Genomic DNA, 13836 nt, shown 5'->3' with positions numbered 1-13836 from the left:
ATGACATGCTTATCCGTCCTTCGTTGGGATGGAAGGCTGGAACGGCAAAGTTGTTCCCGGGTGAGGCGGAAGCCCAGGATGCGCTGTCGGACTGGCTGACAGTAACGAGGCATAACCGAATGGCGAACAACAAATATAACGAGTCAATTGAGGACAAGGCGTTCAAGGCATTGGACGAGGCGCTCCAGATCGACTTTAGCAAGGATAACGTACCGTCTCGCCGCGGCGACGCGCCCCAGGCCCCGGAGGCTAATGTGTCTGATCCAGTAAATGCGCGTAACCAGCAGGCCCAGGAAGAAGCGCAGCGCCGCAGCCGCCGCGGTGCCGCCGGCGAGCAGGCTTCCAGGGGTCCGGCCTTCGCGCCCGCCAACGATGCCAGCCGCAATACGCCCGCCTCGATCCTGAAATCCTTTGACGGCGCCTCCAGCCGCTCGGCGGTGCGCACCGCCACCCTGTTTTCCGTGCTTTGGGTCATGGCCGGCCTCGGCCTGATGTCGCTGCTTTATGCTCCACAGATCTGGCAGATCCGTTCGCTCGCCGATCTCGTCGCCCTGCCCGGCGTTATCGCCGGCCTCGTCGGTATCATCATTCCCGTGATGATGTTCTATGCCTTCGCCATCATGATCTCCCGCGCCCAGGACATGCGCAACGCCGCCCGCTCCATGGCAGAGGTGGCGTTGCGCCTGGCAGAGCCGGAAACCATAGCCTCCGAGCGCATCATGACCGTCGGCCAGGCCGTGCGCCGTGAGGTCTCGGCTATGAATGAAGGCATCGAGCGCACCATCGCGCGTGCCTCCGAGCTGGAAACGCTCGTTCATTCTGAAGTCAATGCGCTTGAACGTTCTTATGCCGACAACGAGTTGCGCGTTCGCGGCCTCGTCCACGAACTCGGCTCCGAGCGCGAGGCGATCGTCAACCATGCCGACCGTATCCGCACCTCCATCGGCAGCGTGCACGACCAGTTGAAGGAAGAGCTGTCGCTTGCGACCGAAGAGATCGCGGTGCGGCTTGCCACATCGGGCGAAGCCTTCGCTTCGCTGATCGATACACGCGCCGCGACGATCCTGGAAAAATCGGACAGCGCCCTGCAGTCGATGGGCAGCCTGCTCGCAGCCAAGACCGATACCCTGCTGCAGACCCTGAACGCATCGGGTTTTGCGCTGGCCACCGAATTCGACAACCGCCTCGAAGCCCTCTCCGTCAATCTCAACGATCATGGCGAAAGGCTGCTCAGCCAGTTCGAGACGCGCGCCTCGACCATGGACAGCAGCACCGAAAAGCTGAATGCGGCGCTGAATGAGCGCACGCACCAGCTCAACGAGATTCTGATCGCCCGCACCCGCGAGATCAACGAGAGCCTGACGTCAGGCGAACGCACCATCGGCGGCACGCTCGACGACGTGCTGTCGAAGCTGAACAGCGCGCTCGACGAAAAGGGCGCAAGCTTCCGCCAGAGCCTGCAGACCACTGCCGACGACGCCGTCATGGATCTCGACGTGCGCTCCGGCTTCTTCGAGGAGCGGCTGCAGACGACCGTCGCCCAGCTGTCGACCGCCTTCGACGAACGCGTCGCCGAATTCACCAGCGCCTTCGACAAACGCACCGGCTCGCTCGACACCAAGCTGATGGAGAGCCTCGCCCGTATCAACGAGACGCTGACCGGCGGCTCGGATTCAATCGACGGCATCCTGAATACCGGCATCGACCGGCTCGGTTCGTCGATATCAGACCAGTCGCTGGCGCTTGCCACCGCGCTTGCCACCGGCCACGAAGTGCTGGAAAGCACGCTCGGCAACCGGGCAGACGAAATCACCACTGCGCTCACCAGCCGCACCGGCGAGCTGACCTCGGCGCTGCAGAGCGCCACTTCGGAAATCGCGCTGACGCTTGCGACCGGCACCTCCGAGCTGCAGAACAACCTCCAGACACGCTCGGCCGAATTCCGCGACACGTTGCGCACCACCACCACCGATCTGACGACTGCCGTTGCCGCTGGCACCGAGCAGGTGACCGCTGCCTTCGGCGGTCGCGCCGAGGAGCTGCGCGGCGTGCTTAACGCCCGTGCGGCCGAAATCAGCGAGGCGCTCGGCTCGGCCCACGGCCGTATCGACAGCGTCATGGCAGAGCGCGGCGGCGCATTGGTCGAGGCGCTGACCACCCATCACGGCCGCTTCGAGGAAGCGCTGACGACCCGCTCCGACGCCATCATCAATGCCGTCTCCGGCACGCATGACCGTCTTGCCGAGACGCTCGATGAAAAGGCGATGGCCCTCGCCATCTCTCTGAACGAGAGCCAGGCGCGCATCGAGGACACGCTCGGGACCCGCTCCGAAGCTCTGTTGAATGCAGTCTCCGGCACCCATGATCGCCTCTCCGAGACGCTCGACGAGAAGGCGATGGCGCTCGCCATTTCGCTCAGCGAAAACCAGGCCCGCATCGAGGAGACACTCGAGACGCGTTCCGAAGCCTTCCTCAACGCCGTCTCCGGCACGCATGATCGCCTGTCGGAAACGCTGGACAGCAAGGCGGCGGCCCTTACGACCTCGCTCGACGAGCGCCATGCCCGCATCGAGGATGCGCTTGGAACGCGCGCCGAAGCCCTGCTGAACACTGTATCCGGCACGCGCGACCGTCTTGCCGAGACGCTCGACGAGAAGGCGATGGCGCTCGCCATTTCCTTGAATGAGAGTCAGGCGCGCATCGAGGATACGCTGGAAACCCGTTCCGCCGCCCTGCTGAACGCCGTCTCCGGTACCCATGATCGTCTGTCGGAGACTCTGGACGGCAAGGCGGCAGCTTTTGCCACCTCGCTGAGCGAAGGCCAGGCCCGTATCGAGAATACGCTCGAAACCCGCTCTGCAGCGCTGCTAAACGCCGTCTCCGGCACCCATGATCGCCTCTCCGAAACGCTCGACGAAAAGGCGATGGCACTCGCCATTTCGCTCAACGAAACCCAGACGCGGATCGAAGACACGCTCGAAACCCGCTCGGCGGCCCTGCTGAATGCCGTCTCGGGCACGCATGACCGTCTGTCCGAAACGCTGGACGAGAAGGCGATGACGCTCGCCATCTCGCTCAATGAGAGCCAGTCGCGGATCGAAGACACGCTGGAAGCACGCTCCGAAGCCTTCCTCAAGGCCGTCTCCGGCACGCATGACCGTCTCTCGGAAACGCTCGACGAAAAGGCGACGGCGATCGCCGCCTCCCTGAACGAGGGTCAGAGCCGCCTGCAGGATACGCTGGAGAGCCGCTCGGAATCCTTCCTGAATGCGGTCTCCGCCACCCACGACCGCCTGTCGGAGACACTCGACGATCGGGCGATGGCGCTTGCTATCTCGCTGAACGAGAGCCAGAGCCGTCTCGAGGAGACGCTGACGAGCGGCGCCGATGCGATCACCAATGCGGTCTCCGGCACGCATGACGGCCTGAACGGTGTACTCGACCAGAAGGCCGCCGCCCTCGCCGCCTCGCTGAGCGAAGGCCAGGCCCGCCTCGAAGAAGCCTTGGGCCACCGCACCGCCGCGATCATCGGCGCCGTAACGGCAACCCATGATCGGCTCACCGATACGCTCGACGAAAAGACAATGGCGCTCGCGATTTCGCTCGACGATAACCAGAGCCGCTTCGACAGTGTGCTCGAAGCCCGCAGCAACGCCATCATGGAGGCCGTCTCCGGTGCCGAGGCACGAGTGGCCGGCGCCTTCTCCGACAAGACCGATGCGATCCGCACCGCCTATACCGACAATCAGCAGCGGCTCGAAAATGCGCTTTCCGAACATAGCGCCGCCCTCTCGGGCGTTCTCGATGCCGGCGGCGACCGCTTCGAGGATCTCGTGGGCGGCTTGACCGGCCGCATCGAAGGCCGTCTGACCGATGCACATACGCGGCTCGGCGGCCTCGCCGACGAGGCCGCAGCGCGCATCGAGGGTGGGCTCGCCTCTGCCCATGAGCGCATCCGCACGACTCTCGAAGAGCGCGCCAACGCCATCGACTTATCGCTGAACCAGGCCCATGCGCTGATCAGCGATACGCTGGCCGAACAGGCGACCAGCATCGGTACCTCGGTGGCGACGAGCGTCGGCATGCTCGAATTGTCGCTGGAGCACCGTGAAGCCGCGATCCGCCAGGCGATCGATGCCGGCGCCCAGACATTGGAAGATCGCATGCATGCCGGCGCCGGCCAGATCGCCGGCCGCTTTCAGGAAGCGGCAAACACGATTTCGAGTTCCACCCAGAATTTCTCCGCCAATCTCGATCGGTCGGTCGAAAGCCTGACGGGCCGTTTTGAAGAAACTGGATCGCGTGTCGAAGCCGGTCTTGCGGCGATCGAGACCCGCATCCGCGACGGCGTCGGCGGCGTTGCCGAAAGGGTCGAAGCGGCCAGCGGTCAGTTGTCCGGCGTGCTTGCCGACGGCGTCGCCCGTCTCGGCGCGCTCAGCGACGACGCTACGCAGCGCATCTCTGCGACACTCGAAGGCAGTGCCGCAAACCTCACTCAGGCGATCGACAGCCGCACCGCCAATCTGGCCGAGACGCTGGACAGCCGCGCCACCACCCTGACCGGCGCCATCGACGGCCGCACAGCAAGCCTCGGCGAAACCCTCGACCGCGGCAATGAACGCATCGAGGAACGCCTCTCCACCATGGACCGTGCGTTGACCGTCGGCCTCGAGGCCGTCAACCGCACCATCGAAGGCAAGGCCGCCGGTCTAGCCTCGACGCTGCGTAGCGCGGTTGCCGACGCGGCCCAGGGAATGGAAGGCGAAGCGACGAGAACCACCGAACTGCTTGGCAGGACCGGCCAGCAATTCGCCGAGGATCTCAATGCGAAGAGCGACGAATTTACCCGCACCATGGATGAGCGCTCGTCGCAGATCGTCACCCGGGTCGCCGAAGCTCAGAACCGGCTGGCAAGCCAGGCCGCTGCCGTCGCCCAAACCTTCTCGGAAGCCGGCAACGCCATCGTCAACAAGGTCGCCGAGGCTGAGACCATTGTCGGCACGCAAGTCAATGCCATCTCCAAGGTGCTGTCGGATGCCGGCCAGTCTCTGGAGGCGCGCGGCAGTGCCATCCGCTCGACGCTGTCGGGCGCCGGCAGCGAGATTTCCGCGACCATGGCGGATGTCGACCGGGCGCTCGAAGCCCGCAGCAGCGTCATCCGCTCCAATCTCGAGGAACGCGCCCGCGAAATCGATACGACGTTCTCCGAGATCGACCGGGGGCTCGAAGCGCGCGGCAACTCGATCCGCTCGACGCTCGAGGAGCGCACCCGCGACCTCAACTCGATGCTCGCTGGCCGTTCGGTCGAATTGACGCGCATCCTCGACGAAACGGCCCGCCCGATCATTGACCGTTACACCGATGCCGGCGAGCAGGCCGCCGCCCGGATCACCGCCGCGGCCAACCTCAGCGCCGACCGTCTGCGCGCCGAAAACGAAGCGCTCGCCAGCGCCGTTGCCGCCCGCACCGAGAATGTCGCCAATGCCGTCAGCGCCATCGAGAACAGCCTGGTCGGCAACGTCAACGGCCTCGTCGAGCGCATGTCGGAAAGCAGCGCGGCGATGGCGATGATGATGAACCGCGCCGCCGAGCAACTGACCAGCGTCGACGGCCGTCTCGGCGATACCACTACGCGCTTTGCCGACTCCGCCACCAAGGCCGCTGAAATGGTCTCGGCCTCGACCAGGCTTCTCGAAGGCAAGGTCGACCGCCTCTCCGACATTTCGGGCCAGACGCTGTCGCAGGTCGGCAGCATCATCGGCCGCTTCGACGAACACTCCAAGGTCCTGACCCAGGCCTCGCAGCTTCTCGGCGCCGCCCAGTCCAACCTCGCCTCGACGCTCGAGGAGCGCGAGAGCGCTCTGCAGACGCTCTCGGTCGGCCTCGTCCAGCGCTCGGCCGAGATCGAAAAGACCATGCGCGGCCTCGGCGGCATGATCGAAACCGTGTTCGAGCGGGCAGAGCAGCGTTCAGCCCAAGTCACCGGCAATCTGCGCCAGGGCGTGCAGTCCTCCTTCGCCGATATCGGCCGCATTCTCACCGAAACCGAGAAGCGCGCCCAGGAAGCCGCAGAGACGATGCGCGAGGCGATCACCCGCGCCGGCGACGAGGCCAATACGACGATCGACGGCACCTTCGCCAATGTCGAGCGCCGCTCCGGCGATCTCTCCAATCGCATTCGCGGTGGTCTCACCGCTTCGCTGTCGGAAGTCGAGCGCATGCTCGGTGAAGCCGGGCGCGCCTCCGACGGTGCCGCCCAGCACATGCGCGAAGCGCTGCGCGAAGCGATCGATGATGCAGTCGGCCGCTTCTCCGGCGCCACCGAGGATATCCGCCGCTCCGCCGCCGACATCCGCAGCGAGCTCGACGCCACCCGCGCCGAACTGAAGCGCGGCGCCTTCGATCTTCCCGAGGAAGCCAAGGAAAGCGCCTCGGCCATGCGCCGGGCCGTCGCCGAGCAGATCAAGGCGCTGCAGGATATCTCCCAGCTCGTCGGCCGCTCCAGCCAGCAGCTCGAGATCTCCGAGCCCGTTGCCCGCACACTCGCCCAGGTGCAGCCGGCATCCCGCCCCGCCCAGCCGGTCGCAGCCCAGCCTCCGCAGCCGGTAGCGCCGCCGCCGATCGAAGCGACAGGTCTGCGCGGAACGATCGCACCGTCTGCGCCGGCTGCCGCCCCCCAGCGCGCCGCGCCGCAGCCTGCCCCCAATCGACAGGAAACGGGGCGCCAGGAAACAGGTCGCCAAGAGCCGGCCCATCCGGAAAGCGGCGGCTGGATCAGCGATCTCCTGCGCGGCGCCTCGCGTGAGGAGGCTGCCGACGAGGCGGCTGCCCGCGCTCCGGCCCGCCCGGCGGAGACTGCCGCACCGGCCGCGCGCAGCAATGACAGCCGCAATCCGCGCCACGTCGTCGAATCGCTGAACTCGCTCTCGGTCGATATCGCCCGCGCCATCGACCACGACGCCTCGGTCGATCTCTGGCGCCGTTATCAGCGCGGCGAGCGCGACGTCTTCACCCGCCGCCTCTACACGCTGAAGGGCCAGCAGACCTTCGACGAGATCAAGCGCAAATACGACCGCGAACCGGAATTCCGCACCGCCGTCGACCGCTACATCGGTGATTTCGAAAAGCTGCTCGCCGACGTCGCCCGCACTGACCCGAACCGGACGGTGACGCAGTCCTACCTCACCTCGGATACGGGCAAGGTCTACACCATGCTCGCTCATGCCGCAGGCAGGCTCGGCTGAGGCTGATGTGTGAAGACCGGAGCCGCCACGCGGCTCCGGCCTGACAGCTGACAAAGTCGGCCGACTCCTCTTTCGTCATGCTCGGGAGCACGGACGCCGCGGCATACCTTCTTCTTCCCAGCGGGGAGAAGTGCCGGAGCGACAGCGAGGCGATGAGGGGGTGAGCGGCAAAGCCGCGAATGCACTGAGCGCAAGCGAAGAGCAATGAATGGCGTGCCGTGTGGCTCCCTCATCCGACCCTTCGGGCCACCTTCTCCCCACTGTGGAGAAGAAGGAGTAAGCCGCGCCGACCCCCGGCTTCCCGTATACTACCGATCGGCCGCTATGTTCCAGTTGTAGATACAGCGGTCGAGGCCAATGGCAATCTCAAGCCCGAGAACATCGTGCTCGACGGCCGCTCCCTTCTTCGGCTGCGACCGGTAGCGCTGCGGAAAATCCGTGCGTCGCGAGATCGAGCAGACCTCCATCCACTTGTCGCCATTGTCGACCTCGATATCCATCGTCACCTCGGAATAGGCCGGCAGCCGGTCGGAGGCTACGATCCGCGTCGGCAGATGGATCAGCGATGCGATCATCCGGCGGACCGGCTCGAGGCAGGCGGCATGATAGTCGTTGCCGCTATCGGCCGTGAAGGCGCATTGGAATTCGAGCTGCCAGAATTCCTTCAGCCGCATGTGTTTGCTCGGCTGTTCCTGCTCGCGACGATAGGATCTGCCGGCCTGCCAGACGCAGAGCGGCAGCCGTGTCTTCGAGTGATTTCCGAGAATATGCTGCATGTAGATGTAGGTCGACGGCGTGGTCTCCGGTCTCAGCACCAGCGCGGCATCGCTGGCGGCAAGCTGTTCCTGGACCCAGATATCGGCGTTCGAATAGGCGCTTGAAACCAGCGACCGCGGCATCAGCGCCGGCGCCTCGACCCTTCTGACATCCCAGGCCGGATTGACGGATCTGAGAAAACTGCGGACCTCTTGCGAGAAGAACCCGATCATATGATCGCGCAGATGGATCTCGCGCTCCTCCCAATGGACGAGCGAATTGACATGATAAATATTGAGCACGGCGCCTGTCTCCCTGGCAACCTTGATTGACGTGGTGAGGGGCTTTACGTCCAGCAGCGCGCCGGACGCCTAGCGCCCTGACGTCACAGCAGGACGCGAAGACCTCGTCCGCCAAAAGCGCGCACGATCGCGACCTGCAGGCAGGTGCGGTCATGACGGGAGAAGGGCGCGCGCTTCGTGCTCATGGCGCTTTTTCTACGTGCCCTACGCATCATTGTCAAAACCGAAGAGGGTGAGACAAAAGGAATCAGCTGTGGATGATCCTTTTTTATTGCCCCCCGTCCTTCATTCCGTCACAAACTTTTATGATCCGCTCATATTCAAACAGAACGGCTCACTCCGCCATCCAAACGACAGAGACAGCAACATTGATGACCAAGACGACATCCCGGCTCCTTGCCAACGCGCTCTCCTCTTTTTTCCTGATGGGCGCTTTCACTCAGGTTCAGGCAGGCCAGGCAAGCTTCGTCGTGGATGTGCAGTCCGGCCAGGTCCTCGAAGGTTCCAACCAGGACGATCTGAACTACCCGGCGTCGCTGACCAAAATGATGACGCTCTATCTCGCCTTCGAGGCCCTGCATGACGGACGCCTCAGCTGGGACCAGAAGCTCACCATGTCGGAAAATGCCGAGAGCAAGGAGCCTTTCAAGCTCGCCGTCGGCGTTGGCCGCAAGGTGACCTTGCGCGAAGCCGTCGAAGGGATTGTCGTGCTCTCCGCCAACGATGCGGCTGTGGCAATCGCCGAACAGCTTGGCGGCACCGAACAGGCCTTCGCCAAGGCGATGACCGACAAGGCGCACCAGCTCGGCATGAAGGATACGGTCTTCAAGAATCCGTCGGGCCTTCCCGATCCTGAGCAGGTCACCACGGCGCGGGACATGGCGACACTCGGCGTTTCACTGATGCGGGACTTTCCCGAGGAGTTCAAGCTCTTCTCCATGCGCGGCTTCCAGTTCCGCGGCATGAAGCTTCGCGGCCACAACAACCTCATGTATCGCTATGACGGCGTCGACGGGATCAAGACAGGCTACACCGATGCATCGGGCTACAATGTCGTGACCTCGGCGCTGAAGGATGGCCGCCGCGTGGTCGGCGTCGTCATGGGCGAAAAAACCGCGAGTATACGCGACGACAAGATGGCAAGTCTGCTGGACAGCACCCTGCCATCGTCATCGACCGCCACGGCATCCACCACACCGGGCAGCCAGCCGGGAGCGACGATGACGGATTCGCAGCCGACGAAGTAGTTAATGAGCGGTGACCCGTCGACAGATTACCTGAAAGCTACTTCCAGATGCTGGCGGTCTTGCGCGATCACCCGGCAATTTGTTTCGAATCCTTCGCCTTTGATAGCCAGGATGAATTCCGAAGGAATGCCTGATGTATTGGAGACTGAAATGCCGGCGCTCTCCGAGCCGATGGATTTGACGGTGCAGTCGATGGTCGAACGCCGATCGTTGAACAGGATCGAACCCGCCTTCAGCACCCGCCGTCGAGCCCCAATGGCGTGATCGGCGTGGATGGAACTCCACGACACGCAACGATTCCGCCCGCCATGCTTGGCCTGATACATCGCCGCATCCGCCTGAGCCAGCAGGGTCTCGATCTCCTTACTGACGATCGAGAGTGCCGACGTTCCGAAGCTGGCTGTGACGGTCAGGGCGCCATGATCGCCGCGTATGATCTGAGAGGCGATGGCGGCTCTGAGTTTTTCGGCGACTGCGACAGCGCCTTCCCGATCGACATGCGGCAGGATGACGCCGAATTCCTCGCCGCCAAGCCGGCCAAACAGATCACCGGCTCGAAGGGTCGTCTTGCAGATCGATGCGACCGCCTTGAGGACCTCGTCTCCCGCAGCGTGCCCGTGCGTATCGTTCACCTGCTTGAAGCGGTCGATATCGAAAACGATGCACGACAGGTCGTGCTGGTGCCGCAAAGCGAGCGAAATGAGCTGATCGGCCTCCTGCCTGAAGGCACGCCGCGTCATCGCCTCGGTCAGGCTGTCGATGGCGGCCGACTGCATGAGCTCGATGCGGTCCATCGCGGCCCCCGCCAGCTCCTCGAGAATGCCGAGATCTCTGTTGCCGAAAGATCTGGGCCTGCGGTCGATCGCGCATACCGTTCCGATCATGTGTCCGGCCTTTGTTGTCAACGGCACGCCGGCATAAAAACGAATGCTGTCCTCGCCTGTCACCGCAGGATGCTGTGAAAACCGCGAGTCCTTGGTGGCGTCCTGCACGACAACAGGCCTTTCACAGTCGATGACGTAGCGGCAGAATGTGTCTTCGCGCGACACCTCGTCGGCTGAAAGGCCGGAGCAAGCCTTGTACCATTGCCGATGCGCATCGATCAGCGACACGATGCCGATGTCGATGGAAAAGATCTCCTTTATCAGGCGTACGATCCGCTCGAAGCCCTCGTCTCTCGGCGTGTCGAGCAGATCGAGCTGTTGCAGCGCAGCCAGGCGATCATTTTCGCGCTGGATCGCCTCCGATGACGATTTCCCGAATACTCGCGCAACCACCATGCAGCATTCCTCCTGAAAGGGACTGTATGATGCGTTCCATAAATTTGTGAAGAAATTGAATACGATGACGACCCCTATGCCATGGGATCAAATATTTTTCAGGATCGACAACCCCCGATATTCACGGGGCGGCCTCGAAATTCCAGTTCAAATTGAGCGCAGCGTCCAGCTGACGATCTCGGAGGCGACCGTGGAGAAGGCGCGGTCGAGGCCTTTGACGAAGCCGTCATTGTCGCCGCCGGCCGGCGCCATCGCGCGGAACACCTTCTGAGCGCGCACCGAGCCGTTGCGATCGTTGAGGATCTTGGCGGAAATTTCGACCACCGCCTGGTTGCTGTTCGAAGCATCGATCTCGAAGGAGCGGATATCGGTGACGATCTGGTAGTCGATCGCCAGCCCCTGCCCCGGCATGCCGACGCCGCCGAGCTTGCCCGAGTTCTCGAAGGCTTCCACCAGCTTCGACTGCACTATGCGCGGCAGCTTGTCGCCCCACTGCGCCTTTGAGAGATACTGGATTTCCGACGGCGAAACACGGATGACGATCTGCTCGCTGTCGAGCGACCTTAGCGCCGTGGGGCTGGCGATCAGAATTTGGCGGGATTTGGCCGCGGGTCCGCTGCCATCGACGGCGGCGGGCAGGTCGTAGGTGTCGTTCTTGGCCGCGGTGCCGCACCCCGAAAGGATCAGCGCCGTCAGCGGCAGCGCGATCACCGTTCCCCTAATCCAAGAACGGCGCGACAACAGATGCGATGCGACCATATTAGGCTACCCTTGATTTCCCAGTTAACGCCGCGTCCGGCCGTCATATTGCTTGACCGTGTCTCCGCCGAAGATCAGGCGCTGCGGATTTCGGTCGAAGTTGGTGATCGTATCGTTCAGATTGCTCACGGTTCCGCGCATGTCGTTGACGAGAGTCTGTACGTCGCGCAAGCCGCCGCTCGAGAATTTCTGCAGATTGTCGGCAATCGGCCCAATGCGCGAATTCAGGTTGTCGGCGACCTTCTTGAAGGATTCCAGCGTATTGCGCGCTTCAGTGAACAGCGATTGCGTATTGTCTGTGCCAAGCAGCGCATCGACCTTGATGAGAATGCCGTCGATGCGGGTTGACGCCGAATTCAGCTTGTTGGAAAGCTGCGACACGTCCTGGATCGTCTGGTCGATATCTTTCTGGCGGGCCGAAACCGTGTTGGCGACATCGCGGATCGAGGCGACGGCGGCGCGCGCATCCTTGGTCGCCTGCGAGATATCGTCGACCGAGCCCTTCACCTTCGCCGGATCAATCTGGGCAACGAGCGTATCGACTCGATCGAGCGTCGCCTGCGCCTGCTTGCCGAAATCGTTGAAGGTGGTGGCCGTCTGGTCGAACTTCTGGATCGCGCCCTTGAGGTCGCCCGAGGCATCGGCGACATTGGCGGTGATCTTCTCGGCATTGGAGACGATGTTGTCGATCTTCTGCGCATCGACTGCCTTGACCAGCGCTTCGACCGCTTGAAGCGTCGAATCGACACGACCGGAGACCGCCTTCACCGTATCGGAGAGCTGGCCGACACTTTGCAGGAAGGCGTCGATATTGCCGGAATTCTTGGCAAGCGCATCGGAGAACGTCTCGGCATTTTTGAAAGTCTCGGTCAGCGGCCCGCGCGAATCTTCGATGAAACCCTGAAGTTCGCCGACCGCGTCGTTGGCGCGATCGAGGATCTTGTCTGCGGTCGCCAGAAGATTGGTGACACTCGACTGGTCGGCGACGATCACGGCGCGTTTGTTATTGTCGATCGCATGCTGGAGGATGCTTTCCTCGCCCTTGCGGCCACCCGACAGTTCGATATAGGCAGCCCCGGTCAAGCCCTGAATTTCAAGGGCGGCCTTGGTGGAGGGGTAGATCGGGGCATCGGTGCGCACCTGGGTGAAGGCCAGCGAATATTGCGGATCGTCGGCATCGATCGACAGCGTCTGCACCGAGCCGATCTGGATGCCGTTGAAGCGCACCGGCGAGCCGACGCTGAGGCCGTTGGCCGAACCCGGAATACGAACGATCAGTTCCGTCATCGGGCCGCCGCGGCCATATTCGGCCATCCAGTAAACGAAGCCGAAGGCCGCCGCGATCACCAGCACCGTGAAAAAACCGACAATCGTGTAATTGGCTTTGGTTTCCATCTTATCCGGTCACTTCCCGCTGCTGCCGTGCCGCGCGTCATCGTCCTGCGGCACGATCGACCGCGCCCGCTTACCCTTGAAATAGGCCTGCACCCACGGATCGTCATAGGCCAGCATGTCGTCGATCGTGCCTTCCACCATTACCCGCTTCTTTCCGAGCACGGCAATACGGTCGCAGACCGAAAACAGGCTGTCGAGGTCATGGGTCACCATATACACAGTCAGTCCCAGACTATCGCGCAGGTTGGCGATCAGTTCGTCGAATTCGGCCGCGCCGATTGGGTCGAGACCCGAAGTCGGTTCGTCCAGGAAAACGAGTTCCGGATCGAGCGCCAGCGCGCGGGCAAGGGCGGCACGCTTGATCATGCCGCCGGAAAGCTCGGACGGGTATTTGTCGGCGGCATCGGCCGCAAGCCCGACCATACGGATCTTCAGATGCGCCAATTCGTCCATCAGCGAGCGCGGCAGGTCGAGATATTCGCGCATCGGCACCTGGATGTTTTCCTTGACCGTCAGCGACGAGAACAACGCCCCCTGCTGGAACAGCACGCCGAGCCGCATGTCGAGCGCGTTGCGCTGCGGTTCATCCAGCTCGTCGAAATCCTGGCCGAGGATCTTGATCGTGCCGGAGCGGCGTGGCAGCAGCCGAAGCACCGTGCGCATCAGCACCGATTTACCGGTGCCCGATGCGCCGACGAAACCGAGGATCTCGCCGCGGTAGATATTGAGGTTGAGATTGTCGAGCACGACTTTCGAGCCGAAGCCGACGGTGACGTCGCGCGCCGACAGCACGATGTCCCTTGCGTCCTTGTCTTCCGTATCGATCGGTTTCTCGTCCACGCGGTCCGCCATC

General features: G+C 63.1%; 7 protein-coding genes. 2 read left to right on the top strand and 5 right to left on the bottom strand.

Going from position 1 to position 13836, the window contains the following annotated elements; all coding sequences use genetic code 11:
- Positions 1–119: 119 nt before the first annotated feature.
- Entirely contained in the window at positions 120–7244 is a 7125-nt protein-coding gene (locus G9X64_RS27000) for an apolipoprotein A-IV repeat region-like domain-containing protein (protein ID WP_171377717.1), read from the top strand.
- A gap of 308 nt (positions 7245–7552) precedes the next feature.
- Here the strand turns inward: G9X64_RS27000 and G9X64_RS26995 are convergent, their stop codons facing one another.
- On the bottom strand, positions 7553–8302 hold the full coding sequence (locus G9X64_RS26995) for an aminoacyl--tRNA ligase-related protein (protein WP_171377716.1): 750 nt from the start codon (positions 8300–8302) through the stop codon (positions 7553–7555).
- Positions 8303–8673: 371 nt separating this feature from the next.
- Between G9X64_RS26995 and G9X64_RS26990 the strand changes: the two genes are divergently transcribed.
- Positions 8674–9549 (top strand): D-alanyl-D-alanine carboxypeptidase family protein, encoded by an 876-nt coding sequence (locus G9X64_RS26990; protein ID WP_171377715.1) that lies wholly within the window; start codon positions 8674–8676, stop codon positions 9547–9549.
- A gap of 26 nt (positions 9550–9575) precedes the next feature.
- On the opposite strand, the gene G9X64_RS26985 is transcribed toward G9X64_RS26990, so the two are convergent.
- The 4 genes from G9X64_RS26985 to G9X64_RS26970 all read right to left on the bottom strand — a co-directional run bounded on the left by G9X64_RS26985 (position 9576) and on the right by G9X64_RS26970 (position 13835).
- Entirely contained in the window at positions 9576–10829 is a 1254-nt protein-coding gene (locus G9X64_RS26985) for a sensor domain-containing diguanylate cyclase (RefSeq protein ID WP_171377714.1), read from the bottom strand.
- 147 nt (positions 10830–10976) lie between these two features.
- Positions 10977–11588, bottom strand: coding sequence for an ABC-type transport auxiliary lipoprotein family protein (locus G9X64_RS26980; protein WP_168311204.1), 612 nt, complete (start codon positions 11586–11588; stop codon positions 10977–10979).
- Positions 11589–11612: 24 nt separating this feature from the next.
- Complete coding sequence (locus tag G9X64_RS26975) at positions 11613–12983, bottom strand: MlaD family protein (protein ID WP_168311203.1); 1371 nt, start codon at positions 12981–12983, stop codon at positions 11613–11615.
- Between the two features lie 9 nt (positions 12984–12992).
- Positions 12993–13835 carry an ABC transporter ATP-binding protein gene (locus tag G9X64_RS26970; RefSeq protein WP_168311202.1) on the bottom strand — a complete coding sequence of 281 codons (843 nt, stop codon included), beginning with the start codon at positions 13833–13835 and terminating at the stop codon, positions 12993–12995.
- Between the last annotated feature and the right edge of the window lies 1 nt (position 13836).

The sequence above is a fragment of the Rhizobium sophorae genome, assembly GCF_013087515.1.
In the GTDB taxonomy this organism is placed as follows: domain Bacteria; phylum Pseudomonadota; class Alphaproteobacteria; order Rhizobiales; family Rhizobiaceae; genus Rhizobium; species Rhizobium sophorae.
The sequence above is the reverse complement of the archived record's forward strand: the minus strand, read 5'-3'. Positions and strand labels throughout refer to the sequence as shown.

Excerpts from the sequence above, each read along its gene's own strand:
- G9X64_RS27000 (WP_171377717.1), top strand. The coding sequence starts at position 120 with ATGGCGAACAACAAATATAACGAGTCAATTGAGGACAAGGCGTTCAAG.
- G9X64_RS26990 (WP_171377715.1), top strand. The coding sequence starts at position 8,674 with ATGACCAAGACGACATCCCGGCTCCTTGCCAACGCGCTCTCCTCTTTT.
- G9X64_RS26985 (WP_171377714.1), bottom strand. The coding sequence starts at position 10,829 with ATGGTGGTTGCGCGAGTATTCGGGAAATCGTCATCGGAGGCGATCCAG.
- G9X64_RS26980 (WP_168311204.1), bottom strand. The coding sequence starts at position 11,588 with ATGGTCGCATCGCATCTGTTGTCGCGCCGTTCTTGGATTAGGGGAACG.
- G9X64_RS26975 (WP_168311203.1), bottom strand. The coding sequence starts at position 12,983 with ATGGAAACCAAAGCCAATTACACGATTGTCGGTTTTTTCACGGTGCTG.
- G9X64_RS26970 (WP_168311202.1), bottom strand. The coding sequence starts at position 13,835 with ATGGCGGACCGCGTGGACGAGAAACCGATCGATACGGAAGACAAGGAC.